Annotated in this window: 27 protein-coding genes and 1 tRNA gene; 5 read left to right on the forward strand and 23 right to left on the reverse strand. The window is 57.1% G+C overall.

Going from position 1 to position 24,913, the window contains the following annotated elements; genetic code table 11:
* Positions 1-252 precede the first annotated feature (252 nt).
* From phoB to BM352_RS12755, 14 genes are all read right to left on the reverse strand, one after another.
* Positions 253-939, reverse strand: coding sequence for a phosphate regulon transcriptional regulator PhoB (gene phoB / locus BM352_RS12690; RefSeq protein ID WP_090217373.1), 687 nt, complete (start codon positions 937-939; stop codon positions 253-255).
* A gap of 1 nt (position 940) precedes the next feature.
* Positions 941-1,660, reverse strand: coding sequence for a phosphate signaling complex protein PhoU (gene phoU / locus BM352_RS12695; RefSeq protein WP_175500678.1), 720 nt, complete (start codon positions 1,658-1,660; stop codon positions 941-943).
* A 13-nt stretch (positions 1,661-1,673) separates the two neighbouring features.
* The gene (pstB, locus tag BM352_RS12700) at positions 1,674-2,438 is read right to left on the reverse strand and encodes a phosphate ABC transporter ATP-binding protein PstB (RefSeq protein WP_245780987.1); all 765 of its coding nucleotides are present in this window, start codon (positions 2,436-2,438) and stop codon (positions 1,674-1,676) included.
* Positions 2,439-2,480: 42 nt separating this feature from the next.
* Positions 2,481-4,259 (reverse strand): phosphate ABC transporter permease PstA, encoded by a 1,779-nt coding sequence (gene pstA, locus BM352_RS12705; RefSeq protein ID WP_090217379.1) that lies wholly within the window; start codon positions 4,257-4,259, stop codon positions 2,481-2,483.
* Between the two features lie 12 nt (positions 4,260-4,271).
* Positions 4,272-5,648 carry a phosphate ABC transporter permease subunit PstC gene (gene pstC / locus BM352_RS12710; protein WP_090217381.1) on the reverse strand — a complete coding sequence of 459 codons (1,377 nt, stop codon included), beginning with the start codon at positions 5,646-5,648 and terminating at the stop codon, positions 4,272-4,274.
* A 91-nt stretch (positions 5,649-5,739) separates the two neighbouring features.
* Positions 5,740-6,723 (reverse strand): PstS family phosphate ABC transporter substrate-binding protein, encoded by a 984-nt coding sequence (locus BM352_RS12715; protein ID WP_090217383.1) that lies wholly within the window; start codon positions 6,721-6,723, stop codon positions 5,740-5,742.
* A gap of 141 nt (positions 6,724-6,864) precedes the next feature.
* Positions 6,865-7,887 (reverse strand): ATP-binding protein, encoded by a 1,023-nt coding sequence (locus BM352_RS12720; RefSeq protein WP_090217385.1) that lies wholly within the window; start codon positions 7,885-7,887, stop codon positions 6,865-6,867.
* Positions 7,888-7,983: 96 nt separating this feature from the next.
* Positions 7,984-9,252, reverse strand: coding sequence for a glutamate-5-semialdehyde dehydrogenase (locus BM352_RS12725; protein ID WP_090217388.1), 1,269 nt, complete (start codon positions 9,250-9,252; stop codon positions 7,984-7,986).
* A gap of 33 nt (positions 9,253-9,285) precedes the next feature.
* Entirely contained in the window at positions 9,286-10,404 is a 1,119-nt protein-coding gene (gene proB / locus BM352_RS12730) for a glutamate 5-kinase (protein WP_090217391.1), read from the reverse strand.
* Positions 10,392-11,429: a GTPase ObgE gene (gene obgE / locus BM352_RS12735; RefSeq protein ID WP_090217394.1), complete on the reverse strand. Its 1,038-nt coding sequence runs from the start codon at positions 11,427-11,429 to the stop codon at positions 10,392-10,394. The genes proB and obgE overlap by 13 nt, the downstream gene beginning before the upstream one ends.
* 55 nt (positions 11,430-11,484) lie before the next feature.
* Complete coding sequence (locus tag BM352_RS12740; RefSeq protein ID WP_090217397.1) at positions 11,485-12,021, reverse strand: GNAT family N-acetyltransferase; 537 nt, start codon at positions 12,019-12,021, stop codon at positions 11,485-11,487.
* Positions 12,021-12,620, reverse strand: a complete 600-nt coding sequence (locus tag BM352_RS12745; protein WP_090217400.1) for a LysE family translocator — start codon at positions 12,618-12,620, stop codon at positions 12,021-12,023. The genes BM352_RS12740 and BM352_RS12745 overlap by 1 nt, the downstream gene beginning before the upstream one ends.
* An 81-nt stretch (positions 12,621-12,701) precedes the next feature.
* Positions 12,702-12,971: a 50S ribosomal protein L27 gene (gene rpmA / locus BM352_RS12750; protein ID WP_090217402.1), complete on the reverse strand. Its 270-nt coding sequence runs from the start codon at positions 12,969-12,971 to the stop codon at positions 12,702-12,704.
* Between the two features lie 11 nt (positions 12,972-12,982).
* A complete protein-coding gene (locus tag BM352_RS12755) occupies positions 12,983-13,684 on the reverse strand; it encodes a 50S ribosomal protein L21 (RefSeq protein WP_090217405.1) in 702 nt (233 codons plus the stop codon).
* Between the two features lie 249 nt (positions 13,685-13,933).
* On the opposite strand from BM352_RS12755, the gene BM352_RS12760 reads away from it, so the two are divergent.
* Positions 13,934-14,218: a hypothetical protein gene (locus BM352_RS12760; RefSeq protein WP_139229830.1), complete on the forward strand. Its 285-nt coding sequence runs from the start codon at positions 13,934-13,936 to the stop codon at positions 14,216-14,218.
* On the opposite strand, the gene BM352_RS12765 is transcribed toward BM352_RS12760, so the two are convergent.
* Positions 14,215-15,036, reverse strand: a complete 822-nt coding sequence (locus BM352_RS12765; RefSeq protein ID WP_090217410.1) for a DUF2059 domain-containing protein — start codon at positions 15,034-15,036, stop codon at positions 14,215-14,217. The two genes, BM352_RS12760 and BM352_RS12765, sit on opposite strands and share 4 nt — an antisense overlap.
* Before the next feature lie 180 nt (positions 15,037-15,216).
* Between BM352_RS12765 and BM352_RS12770 the strand changes: the two genes are divergently transcribed.
* From BM352_RS12770 to BM352_RS12780, 3 genes are all read left to right on the forward strand, one after another.
* Positions 15,217-15,306 (forward strand) — tRNA-Ser (locus BM352_RS12770).
* 293 nt (positions 15,307-15,599) lie between these two features.
* A complete protein-coding gene (locus BM352_RS12775; RefSeq protein WP_090217413.1) occupies positions 15,600-16,388 on the forward strand; it encodes an alpha/beta fold hydrolase in 789 nt (262 codons plus the stop codon).
* The gene (locus tag BM352_RS12780; RefSeq protein WP_090217415.1) at positions 16,388-17,491 is read left to right on the forward strand and encodes a sensor histidine kinase; all 1,104 of its coding nucleotides are present in this window, start codon (positions 16,388-16,390) and stop codon (positions 17,489-17,491) included. The genes BM352_RS12775 and BM352_RS12780 overlap by 1 nt, the downstream gene beginning before the upstream one ends.
* Positions 17,492-17,784: 293 nt before the next feature.
* Here the strand turns inward: BM352_RS12780 and BM352_RS12785 are convergent, their stop codons facing one another.
* Genes BM352_RS12785 through BM352_RS12820 form a run of 8 tightly spaced genes read right to left on the reverse strand, consistent with a single transcriptional unit; the run spans position 17,785 to position 24,568 of the window.
* Positions 17,785-18,453 (reverse strand): NnrU family protein, encoded by a 669-nt coding sequence (locus BM352_RS12785; RefSeq protein WP_090217418.1) that lies wholly within the window; start codon positions 18,451-18,453, stop codon positions 17,785-17,787.
* 3 nt (positions 18,454-18,456) lie between these two features.
* Complete coding sequence (locus BM352_RS12790; RefSeq protein ID WP_090217420.1) at positions 18,457-19,644, reverse strand: NnrS family protein; 1,188 nt, start codon at positions 19,642-19,644, stop codon at positions 18,457-18,459.
* A 12-nt stretch (positions 19,645-19,656) separates the two neighbouring features.
* Complete coding sequence (locus BM352_RS12795; RefSeq protein WP_090217423.1) at positions 19,657-19,896, reverse strand: NnrT protein; 240 nt, start codon at positions 19,894-19,896, stop codon at positions 19,657-19,659.
* Positions 19,893-20,066: a protein NnrT gene (locus BM352_RS12800; protein WP_090217428.1), complete on the reverse strand. Its 174-nt coding sequence runs from the start codon at positions 20,064-20,066 to the stop codon at positions 19,893-19,895. The genes BM352_RS12795 and BM352_RS12800 overlap by 4 nt, the downstream gene beginning before the upstream one ends.
* Position 20,067: 1 nt before the next feature.
* Entirely contained in the window at positions 20,068-21,951 is a 1,884-nt protein-coding gene (locus BM352_RS12805) for a nitric oxide reductase activation protein NorD (protein WP_090217430.1), read from the reverse strand.
* Between the two features lie 5 nt (positions 21,952-21,956).
* Entirely contained in the window at positions 21,957-22,751 is a 795-nt protein-coding gene (locus tag BM352_RS12810) for a CbbQ/NirQ/NorQ/GpvN family protein (protein ID WP_090217433.1), read from the reverse strand.
* 2 nt (positions 22,752-22,753) lie between these two features.
* Positions 22,754-24,103, reverse strand: a complete 1,350-nt coding sequence (locus BM352_RS12815; RefSeq protein WP_090217435.1) for a cbb3-type cytochrome c oxidase subunit I — start codon at positions 24,101-24,103, stop codon at positions 22,754-22,756.
* 12 nt (positions 24,104-24,115) lie between these two features.
* A complete protein-coding gene (locus tag BM352_RS12820) occupies positions 24,116-24,568 on the reverse strand; it encodes a c-type cytochrome (protein WP_090217437.1) in 453 nt (150 codons plus the stop codon).
* A gap of 121 nt (positions 24,569-24,689) precedes the next feature.
* On the opposite strand from BM352_RS12820, the gene BM352_RS12825 reads away from it, so the two are divergent.
* The gene (locus tag BM352_RS12825; protein ID WP_090217439.1) at positions 24,690-24,905 is read left to right on the forward strand and encodes a DUF1858 domain-containing protein; all 216 of its coding nucleotides are present in this window, start codon (positions 24,690-24,692) and stop codon (positions 24,903-24,905) included.
* The last annotated feature ends 8 nt before the right edge of the window (positions 24,906-24,913 follow it).

The raw sequence follows: 24,913 nt of genomic DNA on the forward strand, positions 1-24,913 counted from the left end.
GCAGAATGGTTCATACGAAGGGGTGCTCGGAAACCAGAGCATGAGCCCGGCGATCAAACCATCGAGAGGGTGCGAAACATGCGATCTAAAAGTTGGCACGCGGATGGCAGGCATATGTAAATCGGGGCGCCCCGGTATCACACACCCTTAATGCTTGTAATCAGTATTATGTAACATATGATTGGATCAAAAAGTGCGCCTTACATCACAAAGTTATCACAAGGCATTAAAATATATGAACAATCCAAAGTCTCAGCCTAGTGCATAGCCCGCGCCGCGCACCGTCCTGACTGGATCATCGCCCCCAGTTGAACACAGAACTTTGCGCAATCGGCCGACATGAACATCGACAGTCCGCGTATCAACATAGATGTCTCGGCCCCAGACACGATCCAGAAGCTGCTCACGCGACCAAACGCGACCGGGTCGTTCCATAAAGGTCGCCAGAAGACGAAACTCGGTCGGCCCAAGCTTCAACTGCACCTCGTCTCTGAAAACGCGATGCTCCTCGATATCCATCACCAGATCATCGAATTCGAGCCTTTGCCCCACACTAGACGGTCGCGAGCGACGGAGCTGAGTGCGAATGCGGGCCAGAAGTTCCGCCACCGAATACGGCTTTACCACATAGTCGTCTGCGCCAGTTTCAAGGCCTCGGACACGGTCATCTTCTTCAGAGCGCGCTGATAGCATGATCACCGGAATGCCGCGCGTTTCAGGCTTGGCCTTCATTTGACGACAGATTTCGATGCCAGAGACGTTGGGAAGCATCCAATCCAGAACGACGACATCCGGAGCATATTCCTGAACACGCAGAAGCGCTTCGTCTCCATTTGCTGCAGTTTCAACCTGATACCCTTCGGCCCGAATATTATAGGCCAGCACTTCGCGCTGCGACGGGTCATCTTCAACCACAAGAACAATAGGTTGCGTGGACATCTTAAACTTGACCTATAGCGCTGTCCGTTGAGGTTCTATCTTGCTTTTCGCGATCTTCATCTGGCAAGGCACCGGTCACGAGATATATCACTTGCTCGCAAATCGAGGTGACGTGATCACCCATACGCTCCACGTTCTTCGCAATAAAATGTAGATGCATACAAGCAGTTATGTTGCGCGGGTCTTCCATCATATGAGTCAGGAACTCGCGAAACAGCGCGTTGTACATCTGATCCACATCCGTATCCCGCTGGCGCACATCCTCTGCCAAGGCGACATCGCGTTGGATATAGGCGTCTAATGCGTCTTTAAGCATCAGGTTCACCAGTTGTGTCATGCGGCGCAAGGAGCCGCCTGCCCCTGTGACTGCTGGCATCTCAGACAAGACAGATGTGCGCTTGCCGAGGTTTTTGGCATAGTCGCCCATGCGCTCCAGATTGCCCGAGATTTTGAGCACTGATAGCACTGTTCGCAGGTCACCCGCCGCGGGCGATCGCACAGCGATCACACGTGCGACTTCAGATGCGACCTGTTCTTCCAGCGCGTCGATGAGCTTGTCGTTCTTGCGCACTTGCTCAGCAAGTTCGGTGTCGCGCATCTCTAGCGCACGTGCAGAGTCGGAAATCGCAGTTTCCACCAAGCCGCCCATTTTCATGATCAGGGCCTGTACGGCTTCCAAATCACGATCAAAAGCGGAGGCGATATGTCCTTGGTCCATCATTGTTTTAAGCTCCCTACCCGATCCGGCCGGTGATGTAACTCTCGGTGCGGCTGTCTTCGGGGTTGGTGAAAATCTTGTTGGTGTCGCCGTATTCTACAAGGTCGCCCAAGTGGAAGAACGCCGTCTTCTGGCTCACGCGCGCAGCTTGTTGCATAGAGTGGGTTACGATGACGACGGTGTAATTTGCGCGCAGTTCGTCGATCAGTTCCTCGACCTGTGCGGTCGCAATCGGGTCAAGCGCTGAACATGGCTCGTCCATCAGCAAAACTTCTGGCGCAGTGGCAATCGCGCGCCCGATACACAAGCGTTGCTGTTGCCCGCCAGAAAGGCCTGTTCCGGGCTGGTGCAAGCGGTCTTTCACCTCGTCCCAGATCGCGGCGCGACGCAGGGATTGTTCAACAATTTCATCAAGTTCCGCTTTGTTCTTCGCCAATCCGTGAATCGTCGGTCCGTAGGCCACATTGTCATAGATCGATTTTGGAAACGGGTTCGGCTTTTGAAACACCATACCAACACGGGCGCGCAGTTGCACCGGATCGACCGACTTGGCATAGATATCTTCGCCCTCGAGCAGGATATCACCCGTCACGCGGCAAATGTCGATCGTGTCATTCATTCGGTTTATACAGCGCAGGAAGGTGGACTTCCCGCAGCCAGATGGGCCGATAAATGCCGTCACGGCTTTGTTCTCGATCTCCACGTCCACGCCTTTGATGGCGTGCGTGTCGCCATAGAACACGTCCACGCCCTTGGCGCTAATCTTGATATCTTTGGACATGGTCCGCTCCGTCTGAAGTGTCTGAGTTGTATCGAGCATCTTTTACCACCGCCTTTCAAACCGTTTTCGCAGGAACACAGCGATGGCGTTCATGACCACTAGGAAAAGCAAAAGGACGCAGATCGCCGCCGAGGTTCGGGCCTCAAAGGCGCGTTCCGGGAAGTCGGACCAGCGGAATACCTGCACCGGCAACACGCTGGCACTGTCTGTGATCGAACCGGGAATATCGACGATGAAAGCCACCATCCCGATCATGATCAACGGTGCTGTTTCCCCTAAAGCCTGCGCCATCCCGATGATCGTGCCGGTCAGGATGCCGGGCATCGCAAGTGGCAAGACGTGGTGGAACGTGGCCTGCAAGGGCGATGCCCCAAGGCCTACAGCCGCGTCGCGGATTGACGGTGGCACGGCGCGGATTGCGGCGCGAGAGGCAATAATGATCGTCGGCAAGGTCATCAAGGCCAGAACGATACCGCCCGCCAATGGCGCGGACCTCGGCACTCCGAACACCCCAAGGAACACCGAAAGTCCCAGCAGGCCGAACACAATCGATGGAACCGCAGCAAGGTTGTTGATGTTGACCTCGACAAAGTCGGTCAGCTTGTTCTTGGGCGCGAATTCCTCAAGATAGATCGCCGCCAGAACACCCGTCGGAAAGGCCAGCAGGAAGGTGACAAGCATCGTCCAGAACGACCCCGCCACAGCCCCCCAAATGCCGGCCAACTCGGGCTCGCGGCTGTCGCCGGCGGTGAAGAAGCGGCTGTTGAAAACCACATCCACCCTGCCCTGCGATTTCAATTCCTCGATCCAGATGATTTGAAGATCGGACACCTTGCGCGATTCCTCGGGCAGGTCGGTCGTGTAAAGCCCCCAACTGTTGGACGCCGAGACGTCACGCGCCATCGGGATAACAGCCTCTGCAACGCCACCATTCGGCGTGATGCGTGTCATCTTCAGCCAACCATCTGCAACATTGATCAGTACGGATCGATTGTGCTCCCCCAATGTTTCATCCCCACCAGGGGCAGCCGCACGAGCTTCTAGGTCATCCGCCGCCGCCAAAAGCGCGTCGCGCGCTGCGGCGCGGGCCGTGGCCAGCTGTGTGTTCTTCTCGCGCTCCTCGGCAGTCTCAGCTGCCTCTGCGCGGCGCTCGAATTCCACCACCCCGTTGTTTTGCAAACGCGCCTGACCGCGGACCTTGTCGGCCTCGACAATCAGACCTTCTTTCACGCGTTCCAATGCCTTGGTGAAATCATCTGCGGTCGAGGATACGAGATACTTTTCGCCGTCTTGCGTGAGGGTCAGGTTGCCTTCGACCGGTTTTGAAACGAACGCGCCAAACGAGCCCTTGAGGTAAAGGTCAGTCACATCGGATGCGAGAAACGGATAGTTGATCGTCTGACCAAGCAGCGAGGTATCAGCAGAAACCTTATCTGCAAGCTCAAATGCAGCCCCCGCAGAAATCAGGTCATACAAATCTCGCCGTGCGCTGCGGCTTTTCGCATTCGGAAACTGCTCTTTCAGCATATCCTTGCTCAACCCCGAAAAATCCGCGCGACGAATGATCGCCGGATCATTGGTGCCGTCCGGATCAAGCTCTGCGGCATCCAAGGTAATGGGGAGCGTCAGGTAGGTTTCCGTCAGCGCACCACCTGCTTTGGTGAAGACCGAACCCAACAGGGCCACCAGCGCGGCTGCCGCCAGTGCCAACGCGATGATGCCATAGGCCTTTAGGCGCGTCTCGGCGGCACGGCGCATTCGAACCCGTTTGGTCGAGGCCTCGCCGGTGTGGCCGCCTGTCAATGCTGTCATATCAACCATTTGCCAGGCCCCTTAGTCGTAAAGTTCGCGATATTTGCGCACGACACGTTGCGCAGCGATGTTCATAAGCAAGGTCACGCAGAACAATGTGAACCCCAACGTGAAGGCAGGACCTGCGGCTGTCGACGCTTCTGTGTCGCCGGTGATCAGCATGACGATCTGCACGGTCACCGTGGTCACGGCCTCCAGCGGGTTGGCAGTCAGGTTCGCCCCCTGCCCTGCGGCCATTACCACGATCATCGTCTCGCCAACCGCGCGGGAAATCCCTAGCAACACAGCAGACACGATCCCCGGCAATGCGGCCGGCAAGACAACTTGGCGAATGGTCTCCGCTTTTGTCGCGCCCAACCCGTAGGATCCGTCACGCAGGCTTTGCGGTACCGCATTGATCACATCGTCCGAGAGGGAGGAGATGAACGGGATGATCATGATCCCCATAACAATCCCCGCTGCCAAGGCGCTCTCGGATGCGATGGTTAGACCAATGGCCTCGCCGGAATTTCGAATAAACGGCGCAAGCGTGATCGCCGCGAAGAAGCCATAAACAACTGTCGGAATACCGGCCAGCAGCTCCAGCATCGGCTTGGCCCATGCACGCACCTTTGGTCCGGCAAAGTCAGACAGGTATATCGCGGAAAGCAGCCCGATCGGAACAGCGACCAGCATGGCAATGACAGTGATCATCAACGTGCCGGCAAACAGCGGTATCGCCCCGACCTTATCGGGATCAAGCTTGCCAGCCTGGACGCCGGACAACGGGGACCAGGTTGTCCCGAACAGGAACTTATGGACCTGCCAGTCAATGTTGTTGAAAAAGTTGATCGTCTCGAAAATCAAAGACATCACGATGCCGACCGTGGTCAGGATCGCGATCACCGCTGTCAGCATCAAAATCCGCCCGATGATTGTCTCGGAACGGTTGCGCGCCCTCCAGTCCGGAGCGATTTTCCCCAAGGCCCAGATGCCAGCAGAAACTGCGGCGACAACCGACAGTGCGATAGTGCCCCATTGATGAAGTCGTTCTGCGGCGGAAACCTGTTGGGCAATATCTTCGCGCAGCGCATCAGTTCTGGATGCAATGCCCCCGCTGGCAAGAGCGCGGGCGTCCGAGAGGACCAGTTCGGCCTCGATCGGCGACAACTCAGGCTGCGCGTCGAGAATGGAAGAGGTCAGCGCGCTTTCAACCCAAGCCCCCCACAGCAGACCGACCACCACCAGTACAATGATGCCAGCGATGGCGGACACCAGCAGTGCCAACGCACCGTGAAAGTTCGGACGGGAATGAAGCTGGCGAACTTCGCCCTGCACCACGGCAAGAGCACGGCGGCGGCCGAGAAAAAAGAACGCAAGCGCCAGCGCCAGGATCGCGAAGAAAGTGAGTATCAGCATCCGTCCCCCGAAGGAAATCTGTAGGTCTTGCGTCGAGCAGCAGGGGCAGCACCTTGGTGCCGCCCCTGCCCTGATTACTTAAGCCATAGGCTTAGTTCCACTCGTTACCTGTCATCTTGGTCAGCGATTGCACGTTACCTGAAATGGTCTCGAACTCGTCTTCCGGCAGTGGGATAAGACCCTTGTCGACCAGATAGCCTTCTTCACCAGCGGCGGCTTCGGACATGAACTCGTTGGCGTATTCCTGCAATCCAGGGATCACGCCGACATGAGCGTTCTTGATGTAGAAATACAGCGAGCGGGCCACAGGATACGCGCCGTCGGCAATATTCTCGAAGGTTGGCTCGATGCCGTCCACAACGGCGCCTTGCAGCTTGTCGGAGTTCTGATCGAGGAACGAAAAGCCAAACACACCAACTGCGTTTGGATTGGCTTCCAGCTTGGAGACGATCAGGTTGTCGTTCTCGCCAGCTTCAATATAGGCTCCGTCTTCGCGGATAGTGATGCCGTCGCACGCGATGCCTGCGCCTTCGCAGCCTTCGTGCATAACCAGCTCTTCGAACGCATCACGCGTCCCGGATGACGGGGGTGGTCCAAGCACTTCGATTTTGATCGCTGGCAGCGATGGGTCAACATCGGACCACATTTCTGGCAATGGGCCCTGGGCGGCCAATGCGATCACCAGTTGCTCGCGAGTAACGGAAAGTGACGGGCCGCCTTTGGCATTGGCAATAACGATACCGTCAAAGCCAACAACGGCTTCAGTGACTTCGGTTACGCCATTGTCTGCGCAGAGTTTGAACTCTTTCGCCTTCATGCGGCGCGACGCGTTGGTGATGTCTGGATGCTCGGTGCCAACACCGGCGCAAAACAGCTTGATACCGCCGCCGGAACCGGTCGATTCAACAACTGGCGTTTGGAAGTCGGTGGAGCGACCGAATTGCTCTGCAACAGCGGTCGAGAATGGGAATACGGTGGAAGAACCGACGATGCGGATCTGGTCACGGGCATCAGCAGCGGACGCGGCTGCGGCGGCAAGGATTGCGGCTGAGGCCACGGTTTTGACGAACGACATAGGGTCACTCCTTTAAGTCATTTCAGCGCGCCCCACCCCCTTGGCGGCAGCGCATGACCGACGATCTAGAACCGTCATGCTGACCTTTTGTGAACCTTTTGTAACACCTTCATGACAAACACCGAGCGTGCCGAAATTTATTCACCCGACAGCGGGCAAAATTACCGAGAAACAGCTTCCAACACCTTGTTCAGACGTGATTTTTATTCGCCCACGGTGCCTGTTGACGATATGTTTAACTATCGCCAAACCAAGCCCAGTTCCCCCTAGGTCACGTGACCGATGGTCATCTACGCGGTAAAATCTCTCGGTCAAACGCGGGATGTGAATGGGATCGATTCCAACGCCTTGGTCACGAATATCAACTTGGATCGCTGCTTGACGCAGAGCCTGATCCCGCTGGACCTTCTTGACGCCGACATGAATGGTTTTGTCGCCGCCGCCATACTTGATCGCATTCTCGATCAGGTTCAGGAACAACTGGGTAAGTTGGTCACGATCCCCGCGCACTGGAAAACACTCCGTTAAATTTTCCGCATCAATAGCGATCCCCGAATCTGAAAGCTTCCCCTCTAGGGTCGCAATGGTCGAACGAAGCACGGCGGAGACATCGACCTCATCTCGGGGCCAGACACGTTCATCCACCTCAACACGGCTCAACGACAGCAGATCGCTGACCATTCGGTTCATCCGCTGGGCTTCTTGCTCCATGATCCCCAGAAATCGGTCATGAGCGTCCACATCACCGCGCGCAGGCCCGCGCAAAGTCTCGATAAAGCCCATCAAACTCGTTAAAGGCGTACGCAATTCGTGGCTGATATTGGCCACAAAATCGCGCCGCATGAGCTCGCTGCCCTCAAGCCGAGACTGATCCTCGAAGCTGACAACCGCAGAGCGGTCCGGCAAAGGGTTGGCCTTGCACAAATAGGGGCTCTCGCCCGAAACGCCTGACAGCAAAAACCGTGCGGAGCCTGCCCTGCCCTCATCCAAGGCCCCTTCAATCGCGGCGACCGTTGGCCCCTGCCTGAGCAGCGAGATCGCGTTCGAACCTGAAATATCCCGCCCGAACATCTCGACGGCACCTTGATTTGCCGTGGTAATATGCCGGTTCTGCGAGACGATCAGTACGGGCAGTGGAATACCGTCAATAACAGCCTCAAGCATCGGGCGCGCCCCTTAAAGTTTGCTCTGTCATGATCTGATCTCTATGGAGCAAAATTAACCCTTCGGTTAGGGACAGCCGACGACGCAGCTTTCCATCTAGCTGCGTACGGTGCCATCACCCGTCACGATATACTTGAACGACGTCAGCTGTTCCGCACCAACCGGGCCACGCGCGTGCATCTTGCCCGTGGCGATCCCGATCTCAGCGCCCATGCCGAACTCACCGCCATCCGCGAATTGGGTCGAGGCATTATGCATCAGGATCGCACTATCAAGGCGCGACAGGAACAAGTCGGCCGTGGCCTGATCCTCGGTCATAATGCAGTCCGTGTGATTGGAGCCATATTGGCGGATGTGATCCATCGCTTCCTCAACACTCGCAACGGTCTTCGCGGCGATTTCCATATCCAAAAACTCATGCCCCCAGTGGCTTTCGTCAGCAGGCGTTGTCCCATCGATAGACGACAGTTTCATGTCGGCATCCACTGTCACACCCTTGTCTAGCAACGCGCGGATCACGCCTTGCCCTATCGTTTCGACCACATCTTCGTGGATCAACAAGCATTCTGCCGCGCCGCAAATTCCGGTGCGGCGTGTCTTGGCATTCAGCACGACATTCAGGGTTTTGACGGGGTCTGCGGCCTTGTCGATATAGATGTGAACGATGCCTTCAAGATGCGCAAATACCGGCACGCGGGCTTCGCGTTGGACAAGCCCCACAAGCCCTTTGCCGCCACGGGGCACGATAACGTCGATACAGTCGGTCATCGTCAGCATTTCCGACACTGCCGCCCGATCACGCGTGGGCACCAGTTGGATCGCGCTTTCGGGCAGCCCAGCGTCTCGCAAACCTTTGACAAGGCAGTCATGGATAACAGTGGAGGAATGGAAACTTTCCGAGCCGCCCCGCAGGATCACCGCATTGCCCGCCTTCAGGCACAACGCCCCGGCATCGGCCGTCACGTTAGGACGGCTTTCATAAATCACGCCAATCACCCCGAGCGGCGTGCGCACGCGCTTGATATGCAGGCCTGACGCCATATCCCATTCTGCAATGACTTCGCCGACAGGATCAATCTGATCAGCCACTGCACGCAGCCCATCCTGCATGGCGCGAATGCGATCTTCGTCCAACATCAACCGGTCCATCATGGCAGGAGACAGACCTTTCTCGCGACCGAACTCCAGATCAAGTGTGTTGGCTTCGATAATCTCAGCGCGGCGGTCCCAAACGGCCTCGGCTGCGCTGACAAGCGCCGCGTGCTTTCGTTCGGCCGTTGCAAAGGACAATTCCGCCGCGGCAGCGCGGGCTTTGCGACCAATCTCAGCCATCAGAGCAGGAATGTTTGCGTCGGTTTGTGTCATGGGTTCGGGCCTTCAGGATGTTCTAGAGGAAGTTTAGAGCACCATGTCGTCGCGGTGCACAAGGGCAGCGCGCCCGGGGTAGCCAAGGATGTCCACAATCTCGGTGGATTGGTGGCCTTTCAATTGCTCCGCTTCTTCAGCGGTGTAGCGCGACAGACCAACACCAATCGTCGTGCCGTCTGGGCGGTGCAGTGACACCAGATCACCACGATCAAACTGCCCGCTTACCCGCACGATGCCGGCCGGCAGAAGGGACTTACCGCGTCCAAGCGCAGACACCGCACCGGCATCCAGTGTCAGACTACCATTCGGCTTCATCGCGGATATCCAGCGCTTGCGCGCCAACTGAGGGTCGGTCTGCGGCAAGAACCAGCTGGCATTGGCACCATCTTCCAAAGCCTGAAGTGGTCCCGTGACAGATCCCTCCATAATCACCAGCGCAGCCCCGCCCGCCATCGCAGTTTTGGCAGCCATGACTTTGGTTTTCATCCCGCCTTTGGAAAGGCCAGACCCCGCATCCCCCGCCATCGCTTCGATCTCCGGGGTGATTTCCTTAATAACTTCAAGCCGCTCGGCGGACGGATTCTCATTCGGATTGGCAGTATAAAGCCCGTCCACATCCGAAAGCAAAACCACAAGATCCGCGCCAACAGTCACTGCCACCTGCGCCGCGAGACGGTCATTGTCGCCATAACGAATTTCATCCGTGGCTATAGTGTCGTTCTCGTTCACAATAGGCACCACGCCCATGCTCAACAGCTGTTCCAGCGTGGCACGGGAGTTCAGGTATCGGCGCCGGTCACGGCTGTCCTCAAGTGTCACGAGAACCTGCGCTGTCGTAACCTCATGGGGCGCCAGAGCCTCTTCATACGCACGGGCAAGTCGGATTTGGCCCACAGCCGCAGCAGCTTGGGATTGTTCCAATGGCAGCGGGCCAGAGCCCAAACCAAGCACCGTGCGCCCAAGCGCGATAGAGCCTGACGACACCAGCACCACGTCTTGCGACCGTTGCTTCAGGCGCAAAACGTCCAGGGCCAGCGCGCGCAGCCATTCCTCGCGCAACGCACCCGTCGCACGGTCGACCAACAGCGCAGATCCGATTTTGACAACGATCCGTCGCGCGTCCTTTAGATGAGGTGTTAGGGGCGCCACGGCTCAGGCTCCTCGTTGCCTTTTGCTATCCGCAGACGATCCTCCTGAATCTCGGCCCGCACGGCACGCAAAACCTCTACCAGCCCCTCGCGAGAGACACCGGACATCAACAGCACCTTGCCACCGCACGCAGCCTCAAGTTCGGCTTTCTTCGTGGCACGTTCTTCCTCATCCAGCGCGTCGATCTTGTTGAGCGCGGTGACACGCGGCTTATCCGCAAGCTCGCCGCCATAGGCTTCAAGCTCCTGAATGATCGTGTGATAATCTTCGGCCACGGTTTCAGAGCTGCCATCAACCAGATGCAGCAGCACCGAACACCGTTCCACATGGCCAAGAAAACGGTCGCCAATGCCCTTACCTTCGGACGCGCCCGCAATCAGACCCGGAATGTCAGCCATGACGAATTCGGCATTGTCCACACCAACGACCCCGAGATTAGGGTGCAATGTAGTGAACGGATAATCCGCAATCTTGGGACGCGCATTAGACGACGCGGCTAGGAAGGTCGACTTACCTGCATTCGGAAGTCCCAGAAGGCCCGCATCAGCGATCAGCTTCAGGCGCAGCCACAAGGTGCGCTCTACCCCCGGCTGGCCGGGGTTCGCGCGCCGTGGGGCTTGGTTGGTCGCGGATTTGAAGTGCAGGTTTCCCCAACCGCCATTACCGCCCTGTGCCAGCACGACACGTTGGCCGACTTCAGTCAGATCGGCGATCACCGTCTCTTCATCCTCATCAAGGATCTCGGTGCCCACTGGCACGCGCAGGACGATGTCGTCGCCGCTCTTGCCGGTGCGTTGTTGGCCCATGCCACCCTGCCCCGACTTGGCAAAAAAGTGTTGCTGATAACGAAAATCAATAAGGGTGTTCAGCCCGTCGACCGCCTCGGCGATGACGTCGCCGCCCTTGCCGCCATCACCACCATCGGGGCCGCCATACTCGATATATTTCTCGCGCCGGAAACTGATGCTCCCGCCGCCGCCGCCACCAGAGCGGACATATACCTTCGTCAGGTCGAGAAATTTCATTGTCTTTGGCCTTTCAAGCGAATTGGCGCAGGCTTAGCGCACCCGTCCGCTACGCTCAATCCAGCTTCTTGATATAGGTCCACGTTGGCACCGTTGCATCACGCGCAACCGAGAACGTTTCTGCGTCGCCAATATATTCGAACCCTGCATTGGTCAGAACCCGCGCGGAGGCTGGGTTGTCCTGAAAAACAGAGCCGAACAGCGTCCGGCAGGCCTGTGGGTTAGCTGCGACCAATGCTTCGACCGCCTTGGACGCCAAACCATTGTTCCAAAGTTGCGGGGCGACCCAATATCCGATCTCTGACTGCTCACGGTCCATTCGGTTCAATCCGATCAAGCCAAGCACCTGAGAGCCGTCCTCAGACGGATCAATTACCCAGACATCTTCTTGCCGGTCTTCGGACAAAGAACGCTCTATGAAGCCTTCGGTTGTGCCGGGCGGCAATGGATGCGGTATCGAAGATGTCGCCTTAGCAATCCGTGCATCTGCGGCGTACAGACCAATTTGCCCCGCGTCATCACGCCGAAGTGGTCGCAACGAAAACCCGTCAGCCTCAATGATTGGCTGGGTATATGTGCCTTGAAAACTCATTATCTGCCTCCCGCAAATAGTACAAAAAGGACGCTAGCGACGGTCAGTGCCGCTAAGGTCCACATCAAATATCTTTCAGCTGGCTTGCCTGCCACGCTGCGCGCAATGCGCTCGCCTCCATAGGTCCAAATTGGGTGCAAAATGAGTTGCACAGTCAACAAAATCAGGGCGATTGTAAGAGTTGCCTCAAAAGTTGATGTACCGGGCTCGGTAAACGCCGTAAAGCCCGCGGTAATCATCGCCCATGCTTTGGGGTTCAACGGGTGGACAATCAATCCGGCCGCAAATCCCGGTGCCTTTGCCTCTATATTGGTACTCAGGCGCAAATTTGCCACCCGCCAAGCCAGCCAGATGATATACCCCGCCGACACCCATTTCAGCGCGCCGAAGACCCAGGGCGCGGTTTCTGCCAGCTGCATCAACCCGAAGCCCACCGGCCAGATCACCAGCTGCTTGCCCAGTGCAACGCCCGCAACAAACGGTAATGCGGCCCGCAGCCCATATCGCGCACCTGTCGCCATCAGGGCCATATTGGCAGGCCCCGGCGTGCCCACCTGGGACGCAGCAAAAATCGCAAATGATGCAGCGGCGACGCTCATAGCCTGCCCTAACGTTGCAAAAGAAAAAGGGACCGGTTTTTCAACCGATCCCTCAAATTTTTCAAACCTTGTGGGTCTCGGTTACTCGGCGGCCTCCGCCACCGGGACGATCGACACGAAGGTGCGGCCTTTCAGGCCTTTGTGGAATTTAACGTTGCCTTCAACAGTTGCGAAGATCGTGTGATCTTTGCCCATGCCAACGCCTTCGCCCGGCCACTTAACAGTGCCGCGCTGACGCACGATGATGTTGCCAGGAATGACAGCTTCGCCGCCAAATTTTTTCACGCCAAGACGACGACCTGCTGAGTCGCGACCGTTCCGGGATGAACCACCTGCTTTTTTATGTGCCATTGTGCTTCTCCTTAACCTTTAGCGAGTTCTGCAGCCTGCTCGAGCCAGTTGTCCCGGTCGATGCGGCCTTTGAAATTCAGTTTCTCGTCCATATCAGCAATGTCCTCTGGGGTCCATGCTGCGATCTGGGCGAATGTTGTGACGTCAAGGTCGTGCAATTTCTTCACGATCACTGGGCCAACACCGCTGATGCGGGTCAGATCGTCCGCGCCTTCAGCTTTTGCAGCAGCCTTCTTAGGCGCAGCGGCTTTCTTCGGTGCAGCCTCTTTCTTCGGGGCGGCAGCTTTTTCAGCTTTCGCGGCTGGCTTGGCAGCAGCTTTGGCTTTCTTTGCAGGTGCAGCAGCTTCCAGAGCAGCAACAGACACGCCTGCGCCGCCAACAGCAGCTTTAACGCCGGACTTGCCTGCGCCTTTTTCAAGGATGTCGGTGATGCGGAGCAGCGTCAGTTGCTGACGGTGGCCCTTCGTCCGCTTGGACGAGTGCTTACGACGACGCTTCACGAAGTTGATCGTTTTAACGCCTTTGATCTGGTCGATGACTTCAGCTTGAACGCCTGCATCTTCAACCAACGGAGCACCAACAGTGCCGCCAACCATCAGAATTTCGTTGAATTGGACTTTGTCGCCAGCGGCGGCGTCCAGCTTTTCGACGCGCAGAACGTCGCCTGAAGCGACTTTATACTGCTTGCCGCCGGTTTTTAGAACCGCGAACATATCGCATACCCTTTTATCTTCCGCGTCCTGTGGCCCCGCATTTCGCGGCGTTCATGGGCCCGTTCGGGCCACCTCGGACAGCGCGCCCCCGGATCGGGACGTCATTGCAAAAATCCACGCACCATGCGCAGATGCGGGCTTATGTTGGAAATGCGCATCTCTGTCAACAGGCTCCGGCGGTTAATCCGCGCTTCTTTCGCCTTTATCTGCTTGGCGTTTGCTGGATGTAGCACAAACACGCCGTCTCACGTGCCAAACCCCGTATTTTTGCCCGCCTATGCCGTCGGAAACGCCGTCCAAAACGCCCACTACAACTCAAGGCGAAAGCGCGTCAAAACCTACGTGACCACAAACTTCGAGACCTTGCGCCGGGACATTCAGAATGGTAGCGGCCCAGCTTTATTGGAAAGCTATGCCCTAGCCCGCGTTCCAAATGCCAAACACGCTGACCTGAGCGCAATCCTCGCCCGAGACCCGAACCTCAGCAATGACCCAGAGGCTTTGACAGTTAGCCTCATGGTCCATGGCAATTAAGTGTCTTCGCCAATCATGAATTCAGCCGTCGCGCGCCCCAACTCATAACTTTGCTCCTCGAACATCTGGTCAAACCCTGCGAACAGCACCGTGTTGAGCCGCTGTCCGGCAGGCGTTTTCGAGATGTCGATATAACGCTGCAACTCCGCCTTGCTCAGTCCGCTATAAGCCACCGAGGAAAAGTTGATTGTCCAATCTTCCATTTCCTTGCGGATTTCCGGCTCCTGCTCCCAGACGGAATTCAGCATGAAACTCTCTGAAAGACCTTCCGCATAGTTCTCATTGGTCGCCATGCCGCGGTAGAAGGCCAGATTGGAGTTCAGGGCGCCTGCCACGTTGCTTTCAATCAGATCGTTCGCCTTGATGAATTCCTGATACATCAGATACAGCGCGGGGTCGTCTTTGCGCAGCTTTGCCACGTTGGCGGCCGCTGCCGCCTCCCCCGCGTCGGAGTTCAGCGCTTTGCGCGCGTCGATCTCAATCTGCACAATGCGCTTACCCAAATCACTTTCGAAAAAGACCACGGCGGCTTCTGACTCCTCGATCCCTTCGACGGTTTTCATGCCTTCCAGAAATGCGACCTTTGCCTTTTGCGGATCGTAGATGCGCTTTAGCCGCGCGGTCCATGCCGGTGACAGGGTCACACCATCGTTGCTGGAAAGGTCCTGACCGGCTTCCACGCCCTCGTCGCGCAACACCTCGAACACTGTATCCATATCCAACGCGGTGAAGTAGCGCTCGATAATCGAAGCACTCTGGGCGGAGACGGACGCAGCCGAAAGCATCAATACGGTGAAGGTAACAGTAAGTAGGCGCATTGCGTTTCCTTTGGGCATGCTTCGAGCCAACGATAAGCCCCCGCTGTGTTTGCTACAATGGCCCCGCGGATGAATTTATTGAGAGTGGCGAACCCTTGCGCGGAAAACGTCACAGATGGGCTTGCAGCGAACGAAGTTGCCCGCTAAACCCCGCCCACCTGATCACAATTCAGCCTTTGCGGAGAGGTGCCGGAGTGGTCGAACGGGACGGTTTCGAAAACCGTTGAGCTCGAGAGGGTTCCCAGGGTTCGAATCCCTGTCTCTCCGCCAAAATTTTCCATTCTTTTAATACAGTTATTTGCGCAGCGCGTTTGACTCAGGTCAACTCAGTCCATGCGGGCCATCTCTGGGTGCAGTAGCAGGCATTCAGGCGTGCCTCCGACAGCACCTTTTTGTTCGACCCGCGACCAACAGCATCGGGGGAATGCTGCGCGATGGTTGAACGATCGCTCAAGCAAAAGCACATGGGCCCAACACGTTGCTTAAGAGAACGAAGGGCTTGGAAAGCGTCCGACGTGCTATATATAGTCCCTCACACCTTTCCGGGGTTGATTGGAAAGAACATGAGTGCAGTCGCACGGCACAACGTAAAAATCTCGGGCTCCGGTGCCCGTTCGATGGTGTTTGCCCATGGATTTGGGTGCGATCAATCGATGTGGCGGAACGTGGCTCCGCACTTCGAAGACACGTTTACAGTTGTTGCCTTTGATCATGTTGGATCCGGCGGCTCTGACAGCAAAGCTTACGACCCCGCAAAGTACGCTACCTTGAACGGCTATGCCGCAGACGTGGTTGAAATTGCCGATGAACTCGGCATCAGGGAAGGTATCTTAGTCGGGCACTCTGTCAGTGCAATGATCGGCGCGCTGGCAAGCGCCGCAAGACCAGACATATTTTCAACTTTAATCTTAGTCGGCCCCTCTCCGCGCTATATCGACGATGACGATTATGAAGGCGGCTTCAGCGCAGAGGACATAGAGGACCTTCTTGCCTCGTTAGAGGAAAACCCGCTTGCATGGTCTGCATCAATGGCTCCGATGATCGTCGGCAATCCCGACAAACCCGAGCACGGCGAGGAATTGGCCCAGAGTATTTGCAAGCTCGACCCCGATATTGCGACCGGATTTGCCCGTGCCACATTCACATCCGACAACCGCGATGATTTGCCGAACGTCACCGCAAGAACACTTATCCTTCAGTGCCGGAATGATATTATCGCCTCCGAGCGCGTGGGGGCTTATGTGCGTGACAAAATTCCGGGAAGCCAACTCGTTATGCTGAATGCCTCCGGCCATTGTCCCAATCTGACTGCGCCCGAAGAAGTTATCTCCGCAATTCGCGATTTTGTGTGATGTCTGATACTGGAGTGCTTTCTGACGAGGCGTTGATGCAGTCAAGCGCGCCTTGCGGCGTGCTCAAAACTGATCATCTCGGAACCGTCCTCGTGGCGAATGAGAGATTGGGCGAATGGTTGGGGTTATCTGCCGCTGATTTGTGCGGAACGCCTTTGGCGAAACTCTTTTCCAAGGCCAGCATGATCGTCTTTGAAACCAGTATCGTGCCACTTTTAACCCTTAAAGGCCAAATCGACGGAGCAAGTCTTGATCTCGTGAACAGTGAAGGCGCGAAGACGCCTGTATTGCTCAGCGCAGGGGTTAGCGGCTCTGGAGAGAACACTGTTACAACCTTCGTTTTCTTACTGGCAGACGCCCGACGTGCCTTTGAGCGCGACCTTGCCAAAGCCAAGGTCGAAGCCGAAACCCTACTGACTTCGTCTCAACGTGAAGGCGAGCTTCGCGAGCAGTTCATCGCGATACTGGGTCACGACCTGCGCAACCCCTTGGCCTCGATCGCTTCTGCAATGAACATTCTCTCGAGGGAGACACTGAGCGAGAAAAACGAGCGCATCGTCACGTTGACCAGAGGCAGCATTCAGCGAATGTCGCTCTTGATCGACAACATCTTGGACTTTGCGCGTAACCGCTTGGGCGATGGGATCAATCTGACTCTTTCGGAGGGGGCGACACTGGAAAGTGAGATCGAACAGGTCGTCGCTGAACTGCGTTCCGTGCACCCAGACCGGGACGTGTTACTTGATCTTCGCAATGCCGATGACGTGAAATGCGATGTGCCCCGTCTTGGCCAACTTTTGTCAAATCTCCTAGGCAACGCGATTACCTACGGTGACCCGAAACGACCGATCCATGTTGTTGCCAGAAAATCAGCTGATAACTATTTTGAGTTGAGCGTTAAAAACTATGGCCCGCCTATTCCGCCCTGTGCGATCGAAAGGCTGTTTGATCCATTTGTAAGAAGCAACAATCATGGCGATCAAATTGGGTTGGGGCTGGGCCTCTATATAGCCTCCGAAATCGCCAAAGCGCATGATGGAAGTCTGGATGTTCGATCAACCGAGAGCCATACTATATTCTCGCTTCGGATACCTGAGAGGTAAGGTAGGCAGAGCCTGGCCCAGTGCTCCACGGCTCGACCATCCATTTGCTGTGAAAAGTGCTTTTCGTACCCTGTGCATCTCGTTGAACCGCTAGTGTCAAGAAGCGGCTTGGATGTTCTTTGGGTATTGAAGCCAGACGCTGGACAGTGCTGGCTTCGCAGCTGTGTATCAGGCCGTATACGGGTGCTGACAGGGTGAACCATGTTCGGATTGTCAGGCTGAAGTCTTTTCTATCAAGTGGCCGCAGAACAATCCGGACTCTTTTTCTCTCCACCATTCATCCCTTGCTTGCCCTACAGCGCCGGTACGCCGATCACGACGGGGTGCGCTAGGATCAATAGCGTGTAGGCCGTAATTGCCAAGGCCAAGCGGAAGATGAGGCCAGACCACTGAACATCGCGATAGAACATAGGCGATTGTGCCAATTGCTCCTTTAGCGCGATCCACACCCCCTCCCCCATCTCGCGGCGTTTTCTGCGATCGATCAACCACCGACCGGCAATGGCAAAGCCAGCTAGAACTCCAAACAACAGCACATGCGCAAGGTCACCATTGGGCAACAGATGCAGCCCAGCCCAAAGTGCCAGCGCCAGCAAGATCGGATGTCGCGTCCACCGGATCAACCCCGGTCGCATCGGGTCGAACTTGTCATTGTGTTTGCCCCCGAACGAAAATGGGTTGGGTCGCGCGATGCTCAATGCCAGGACCAGACATACTATCAACATGCCCAGATGAACGACGTGACGCTGCCAAGGCATCTGTGGCCAGAGCTGTTGATAAGGGGCCTGCCCTGCTGCCCAAATAAGCAACGCCAGCATCCCAAGCGATAAGGTGGAATAGGCCAGCCCGAACCCCCGACTGCCAATTTTAGCCACGATGCGCGATTTGATCGCTGGGCGCACGGGGATCGAATGGGTTATGAAAAACGCGGCAAAGACCGAGGCAAACCCTGTCCAAGTCATCGGTTATCCCTTCGTTTTGGGCCGCAGCAGAAGTGGACCATAGACCACGGCAAAGCCGCCAAAAGCAAAGACCCATAAGACTCCTGCCAGCTCTGTCAAACCCGGGAGCATTCCGGCCCCTAAGCGCGCCAGAACTGCCCCCAGCAGCGCAATATAGATAGCTAAAGTTGCAGGACCCGCATGCAAATCACGCCCAGTATGTCCCAGAGTAGCGCGTGTCATCACGGCCAACGTCATCGAACCAATTGCCCCCGCCATCCATAAGTGCTGAGCCGGGGCTTGCCCTTTGATGCCCATCAGGATGTCTGCCCCTAAGGCCAAAGCCCCCAATGGGATAAACATGTAGGAGATATGTAAGACCCAGACCAATGCCTCAGAGCCGCTATGTTGCCCCTCCCAACGCGCCAACCGCACCAAATGCGCAAGTCCGATCGCTACCAGTGCTACGCCTGTGACAACGGCATCTGGCGCTCTCACCCAGACAAGAAGTCCTGCGATACTCGCCAGCAGAGTGAGCTTGTCAAAGCGTTGCATCGGTGGTGTCGGACGTGCGTCGTGCTTGATGCGCACCAGCCAGTTTCGCGTGAAGGACGGTATAATCCGCCCTCCGATAAGACCGATCATCATCAAGGCAGTCGCAAGTCCCAACCGCAGCCCGATGCCTTGTGCTGCATAATCCCCGCGTGCAGCCTCATAATGGAACAGCCCGTTGGCGAGCGTAAACACCGCCAACAACCCTAGCACCATCAGGTTGCGCCAGTTTTTCCCCGCTACGATCTCGCGCAGGATCACTGCACCCAGCACCAGCGGAAAGGCGAGGTCCAGAACCGGTGCGACCGCATAAGGCAAAAGCGCCGATATCGTGACCGCCAATCGCCCGAGGCACCACAACGCAAACAGGGCTGCTAAGGGCCATCCGACCATCGGCAAACGCCCCGTCCAGTTGGGGACTGCGGTCAGCAAGAACCCTGCCAATACCGCACTCAAATAGCCGAAGAGAAAGGCGTGCGCGTGCCACGAGACCGGATCGAACCGCGAGGGTAACGCGATCACAGCTGACAAGGATGCGATCCAGATCATCATGGCGAGTGCTGCCCAAACCGCCCCAAATAGAAAGAACGGTCGGAACCCGAAGCTAAACAGCGCCGGACCCTGCCACGCGCGCATCTGTTCTGCCGATGAAAGCGCCATGCCTAATAATCCCTACTGTGTGTCGCGGCCATCTGACACATCCATCAAATGGCGGATATGTCGGGCGAAATACCATGTGGCCGGAAGCCCGATTAGACACCCCAACCCGATCGACCAAGCAGAGGACGCCACCGGCCCGCCTATCCAGCTAAAGATCAGGGAGGCGAAAAAGACGTTCACCGCTGCAGCGCCCGCACCGAAAGGGTACAGAGCCAGCGCAATCTGCGGCGTGGACCAGCCCGAGCGTGTCATTTTCGCGAAACCAGTCGTTGCACGAGGACCAGCGCGGCAATTAGCGCCAGACTGCTGAGGGCAAACCAGAACTCGGCCGTGGCGGATTGCGGCTGTGGGATTGGACGATCAAAGCTGCTGGCGAAGGCCGGCATGGCGACAACCCCGAAAAGGACGGTCAAAATACGCATTTCATGTCTCCTGCGTTAAAGTGCGGTAAATGTCGGGGAGCGCCCGTGTCAGGCGCTCGGGATGGGGCAATAGTGTGAAGCCACCACGCCCGAAAATTCTGGCAAACCAATCCTGCCCGTCTTCGTCGATGACGACACCATGCAAACTAAGCCCTGCGCGCCGCGCTTCGCGCACAGCCATGTGGCTGTCTTCTATTCCGTGCTGCCCTTCGTAATGGTCAAGATCGTTGGGTTTGCCATCAGTCAACACAATCAGAAGCTTTCGCGCGCTGGGCTGATCGGCAAGCTGCGCCGAAACATGCCGGATCGCCGCGCCCAAGCGCGTATAGTGACCGGGCTTTAACGCGCCGATATTGGCCGTGATCTCGTCGCTCATCGGGGTGTGGAACTCCTTGCAGCGCGTCAGAAACACGCGATCGCGTCGCAAAGAGGAGAACCCCCAGATACCCAGACGGTCCCCAGCCGCATCAATGCCCGCAGCTAGGGCGGCCATGGCCTCGCGGGCCACTTCGATCACGCTGGTATCGCCGATTGCGGCCTCGGTTGAGCGCGATGTGTCGATCAGGAACGCGACAGACAAGTCCCGTTCTATTTGACGCGCGGATTGCCAGATGCGGTCGCTGCCCCGTCCCGTTGCCACCAGATCAGCGCACGCGCTGAGAAGCGCGTCCAAATCCAACTCGGTCCCGTCAACTTGGCGCGGTTGCAAGATGCGGCGCGGCCGAAGCGCTTCGAATTGGCGACGCACCTCGCGAATTCGTCGCGGATCGGGGCGGTAAGGCTGCGCGTCAGGCAGTGCCGGTGCATCCAGAACGCGGCAATGGTCCTCCATGTAGCTGCGGCTGCGGTGGTTCCATTCCGGATAGGTATGGGTGCCTGCCAGTGCCTCATGATCTGCATCTGATGGTGACAAATCCAGATGCAGACGCAGGCGCGTCGCCGCTTTGCGGTCCTGCTTGGACAATGTGATGGTGTCTTGATCGTCCGCCGCTTTTTGGGCGTTCTCGTCGTCGTCATCGTCCACACTGCGGTTGATGTTCATCGACTCCACCCATGACAGGATCGACTCGAAGCGGTGAATGATGAAGCTGTCTTTGCGGTTTTGCTGGTCCTGATCCTTGCGCACCCCCAGCTTGCGCGACGTCAGCGCAGCGCTCGGTGGCGGTGTCGCAGGATCAGCCTGTTCGTCGGTTGCTGCCACGCCCGACCCAGGGAGCGCAAAATGCAGCCAAATCGGCACCGGCGCGAATGGCATATAGCCGCGTGGAGCCGGATCGGTCGCAAAGACAGGTGCCCCGCCACAAAGCTGGTCCCGAATTGCCGTCTCCAAAATCGCTTCTTGTGCAGGCCGGACCACATCAGGGCGCGTGGCCACGCACAGATCGGCCATTTTCGCGTAAGTTTCCCTCAAACCGGGGCACGCAGCATATGCCGCATCGGCGGCCACGGCGTTGGCGCGAATTTGCGCGCCGTCCAGCGCCGGGCCGTCGCATGCCAAATCGAAGGTCGACACCTCACTGACTGCTGCCAAAGCCGTTAGCCAGAAATAGGCCGCGCGGTTCAAGGCGCGGTCGGGAAAGGCCGCAATCATTGGAGGGAGCGACAGGCGTTCACCGTCAAAACGCGCCACCCATTCACGGTCGCGTTCCGCCCCAAGCTTGCGTCGCAACGGCTGACGGTGCTGGGACACGGTGATACTCGCCTCCCCCAGTTCGACCCCTTGAGCACCACCAAGCGCACGAAACAGCACCGCAAGGCTTGGCCGGACCGAGGCGAGCGATACACCCGCCTCGGGATGCGTGACCCCCGCCCCGATCCCGCTGGCCATATCGTGCCATAGGTTGCCGACGGTTTCTTCGGGTTCCATGAGATCAAGAAGGTGCATCCTGCTTATCCGTAAATTGTGGCGATGAGGTCGCGCAGCGCCAGTTGAACGTCTGGCTCGTCGCTCAGTGGCTCGATAACTGCGGCTTCCAGCGCCTGATTGACGCCCATCCCACCTGCCATAAGCGTCGCCGCATAGATCAAAAGACGGGTTGAGACGCCCTCTTCCAGATCCATGCCAGACAAAGCCCTGATATGCCCTGCAAGCCGCACCAAAGGTGCCACACGACCGGGTTCCAGACCGCTTTCCTGAGAGACGACCGCAATTTCCGTTTCCGGCTTGGGGAAGTCGAAGGAGATCGACAAAAACCTTTGCCGTGTAGATGGCTTCAGGCGCTTCAGGACGTTCTGATAGCCAGGGTTATAGCTGGCCACCAACATGAAGCCCTTCGGCGCAACCAATTCCTCACCCGTCCGGTCGATCATCAGCGTGCGGCGCGTATCTGTTAACGGGTGAAGCACGACAGTGACGTCCTTACGGGCCTCAACCACTTCGTCGAGGTAGCAGATACCGCCCTCACGCACAGCGCGAGTCAGCGGGCCGTCGACCCAAACCGTCTCCCCGCCTTTAAGCAGGTAGCGCCCGATCAGATCGGCGGCGGACAGGTCGTCGTGACATGCAACTGTATAAAGAGGCTTGCCCAATCGCGCCGCCATGTATTGCACGAAGCGAGTTTTGCCGCAGCCGGTCGGCCCCTTCAAAAGAAGGGGCAAACCGTTTTCATAAGCCGTTTCGAACAGGTCGCACTCTTGCGCGGTGGACTGATAGAACGGCAGTGTCGGAGTGGTTGCGATATTCATGTTCACTCTCCTGGAACTGGGTTGGCCGGGCCAGGTGCGATGATCTCATCCTTCCGCACGACCAAGATCGAATAGATGAACAACAGTGCGCCGATCACCACAGCCAACCCCGCGCCAAAGCGCATCAAATAGAAGATCGACAAGCTGTCTTGGACTTCCATGTAGTAGTCACCGACGACCCGCTGCATATGCGTCTGGATCGTACCAGCAAAGGTCAGAACAAAGGTCATAAACGCCATGCCGCCTGTCATCAGCCAGAAGCTCGCCATGTTGAGCACCTGATTGTAAGGCTCCCGACCGCGAAGCATCGGCATCGCATAGGTGAAGACTGCAAGGTTCAGCGCTACGTAAGCCCCGTAGAACGACAGGTGACCGTGGGCAGCAGTGATTTGCGTGCCGTGACTATAGAAGTTGACGCCATGCAACGTGTGCAAGAAGCCCCAGACCCCAGCCCCGAAGAACGCCACGGTGGACGAGCCCAAAGACCACAGCAACGCGGCCTTGTTGGGATGGTTCTTGCGGCCCTTCCAGACCATGACAAAGGCAAAGCTCATCATCAGGAAGAACGGGATCACCTCGAAAGTCGAGAAGATAGAACCCACCCATTGCCAGTAACCCGGCAAGCCGATCCAGTAGAAGTGGTGACCTGTGCCAAGGATGCCGGAGAACAGCGCTGTGGCGACGATGACGTAGAGCCATTTCTCCACAATCTCACGGTCCACACCCGTCAACTTTAGCAGCAGGAAGGCTAGGATTGCGGCCATAACCAACTCCCATGTGGCTTCCACCCAGAGGTGAACCACGAACCACCAGTACATTTTGTCCAGGGACAGGTTGTCGGGGTTGATGAAGGCGAAAATCCACAACAGCGACAGCAGCCAAAGCCCCATCAGCAACACATTGGTGATGGCCGTCTTCTTGCCCGCCAACACCGTCATCGAGATGTTGAACAAGAAGATCAGCGCCGCGACGAGGATGCCAAATTTAACCCAAAGCGGTTGTTCAAGGAACTCGCGCCCGCCGTGGATGCCCACTAGGTACGAACCAACTGCGCCCAGCGTGCCGACCATCAAGATGATCAGTTGCAGGTAGGCCAGTTTGACCGAGTAGAGTTCCCGTTCCGATTCCTCGGGCACAAGAAAGTAAGCGGCTCCGAAAAAGCCCAGCAGCAGCCAGACGATCAGCGCATTGGTGTGAATCATGCGAATAATGTTGAAGGGCAACAGTTCCGACAGGAAGTTGGGCGAAACGTAAATCCAGCCTGCAAGCAGCCCGCCCAGCACTTGGATGCCGAACAACGCCATCGCGCAGACGAAATAGGCCAGCGCCACTTTTTGCGATTGATATTTCATGATCGGGCCTCCTTAGCCTGCGTCATTGGGCGGCCAGCCCTGTGTGTCTGTTTGATCGGCCCAACGGAAAAACTCCGCCAGTCCACGAATCTCTTCATCGGTGAGGCCGAAGTCCGGCATCTGTCGACGGCCTTCGATCCCACTCGGTTGGCTCTCCATCCATGCCTTCAACGTCTCGAACGCGTCCTCCGGATCTTCCTGCACGCCCCAGCGGGTCATCACGTTGCCAAGTTCGGGAGCGAAATACGCGCCCTCCCCGTGCAGCGTGTGGCAGTTGATGCAGGAGTTGCGCTCCCAGACATGCTTCCCAAGGACGACGTCCTCGCTCAGCGGCATTCCGGCAGTAGATGTTTGAACCACATATCTGTGGCTCTGGGCGGTCAGCACTACGAAGACGACGGCAAAGAATATCGAGCCCCCGTAAAAGATGTTGCGCGCCCGCGATTTGGTCAGAATTTCAGCCATGCTGTGGCCTCCTTGAACTCGGGGATGCCCAGCTTTAGCCCGCGCCACGACGGCCAAGTTTGCGCTGGCACAACGTTTGAGACGGTGGAGAGGATAACCTGACCAATGAAAGGAACCACGCATGCGCCGAGTTGATCTAGACAATCCGGATCTGCCGCTGGCCGATTTGCTAACGGAATGGCCGCAGGTGATCCCGGTTTTCTTACGACGTCAGATGCTATGCGTTGGGTGTCTTGTCAGCCCGTTTCATACCGTGATTGATGCCTGCGCCGAGTATAATCTCGACGAGGATATGTTCTTGGCCGAACTACGTGAAGCCATCGCAAACATTGCCTGAGGGACGGT

Origin of the sequence: Litoreibacter janthinus, from assembly GCF_900111945.1 — a bacterium.
GTDB classification, from domain to species: Bacteria; Pseudomonadota; Alphaproteobacteria; order Rhodobacterales; family Rhodobacteraceae; genus Litoreibacter; species Litoreibacter janthinus.

Excerpts from the sequence above, each read along its gene's own strand:
- phoB (WP_090217373.1), bottom strand. The coding sequence starts at position 939 with ATGTCCACGCAACCTATTGTTCTTGTGGTTGAAGATGACCCGTCGCAG.
- phoU (WP_175500678.1), bottom strand. The coding sequence starts at position 1,660 with ATGATGGACCAAGGACATATCGCCTCCGCTTTTGATCGTGATTTGGAA.
- pstB (WP_245780987.1), bottom strand. The coding sequence starts at position 2,438 with ATGTCCAAAGATATCAAGATTAGCGCCAAGGGCGTGGACGTGTTCTAT.
- pstA (WP_090217379.1), bottom strand. The coding sequence starts at position 4,259 with ATGGTTGATATGACAGCATTGACAGGCGGCCACACCGGCGAGGCCTCG.
- pstC (WP_090217381.1), bottom strand. The coding sequence starts at position 5,648 with ATGCTGATACTCACTTTCTTCGCGATCCTGGCGCTGGCGCTTGCGTTC.
- BM352_RS12715 (WP_090217383.1), bottom strand. The coding sequence starts at position 6,723 with ATGTCGTTCGTCAAAACCGTGGCCTCAGCCGCAATCCTTGCCGCCGCA.
- BM352_RS12720 (WP_090217385.1), bottom strand. The coding sequence starts at position 7,887 with ATGCTTGAGGCTGTTATTGACGGTATTCCACTGCCCGTACTGATCGTC.
- BM352_RS12725 (WP_090217388.1), bottom strand. The coding sequence starts at position 9,252 with ATGACACAAACCGACGCAAACATTCCTGCTCTGATGGCTGAGATTGGT.
- obgE (WP_090217394.1), bottom strand. The coding sequence starts at position 11,429 with ATGAAATTTCTCGACCTGACGAAGGTATATGTCCGCTCTGGTGGCGGC.
- BM352_RS12740 (WP_090217397.1), bottom strand. The coding sequence starts at position 12,021 with ATGAGTTTTCAAGGCACATATACCCAGCCAATCATTGAGGCTGACGGG.
- BM352_RS12745 (WP_090217400.1), bottom strand. The coding sequence starts at position 12,620 with ATGAGCGTCGCCGCTGCATCATTTGCGATTTTTGCTGCGTCCCAGGTG.
- rpmA (WP_090217402.1), bottom strand. The coding sequence starts at position 12,971 with ATGGCACATAAAAAAGCAGGTGGTTCATCCCGGAACGGTCGCGACTCA.
- BM352_RS12755 (WP_090217405.1), bottom strand. The coding sequence starts at position 13,684 with ATGTTCGCGGTTCTAAAAACCGGCGGCAAGCAGTATAAAGTCGCTTCA.
- BM352_RS12765 (WP_090217410.1), bottom strand. The coding sequence starts at position 15,036 with ATGCGCCTACTTACTGTTACCTTCACCGTATTGATGCTTTCGGCTGCG.
- BM352_RS12775 (WP_090217413.1), top strand. The coding sequence starts at position 15,600 with ATGAGTGCAGTCGCACGGCACAACGTAAAAATCTCGGGCTCCGGTGCC.
- BM352_RS12780 (WP_090217415.1), top strand. The coding sequence starts at position 16,388 with ATGTCTGATACTGGAGTGCTTTCTGACGAGGCGTTGATGCAGTCAAGC.
- BM352_RS12785 (WP_090217418.1), bottom strand. The coding sequence starts at position 18,453 with ATGACTTGGACAGGGTTTGCCTCGGTCTTTGCCGCGTTTTTCATAACC.
- BM352_RS12790 (WP_090217420.1), bottom strand. The coding sequence starts at position 19,644 with ATGGCGCTTTCATCGGCAGAACAGATGCGCGCGTGGCAGGGTCCGGCG.
- BM352_RS12795 (WP_090217423.1), bottom strand. The coding sequence starts at position 19,896 with ATGACACGCTCGGGCTGGTCCACGCCGCAGATTGCGCTGGCTCTGTAC.
- BM352_RS12800 (WP_090217428.1), bottom strand. The coding sequence starts at position 20,066 with ATGCGTATTTTGACCGTCCTTTTCGGGGTTGTCGCCATGCCGGCCTTC.
- BM352_RS12805 (WP_090217430.1), bottom strand. The coding sequence starts at position 21,951 with ATGCACCTTCTTGATCTCATGGAACCCGAAGAAACCGTCGGCAACCTA.
- BM352_RS12810 (WP_090217433.1), bottom strand. The coding sequence starts at position 22,751 with ATGAATATCGCAACCACTCCGACACTGCCGTTCTATCAGTCCACCGCG.
- BM352_RS12815 (WP_090217435.1), bottom strand. The coding sequence starts at position 24,103 with ATGAAATATCAATCGCAAAAAGTGGCGCTGGCCTATTTCGTCTGCGCG.
- BM352_RS12820 (WP_090217437.1), bottom strand. The coding sequence starts at position 24,568 with ATGGCTGAAATTCTGACCAAATCGCGGGCGCGCAACATCTTTTACGGG.
- BM352_RS12825 (WP_090217439.1), top strand. The coding sequence starts at position 24,690 with ATGCGCCGAGTTGATCTAGACAATCCGGATCTGCCGCTGGCCGATTTG.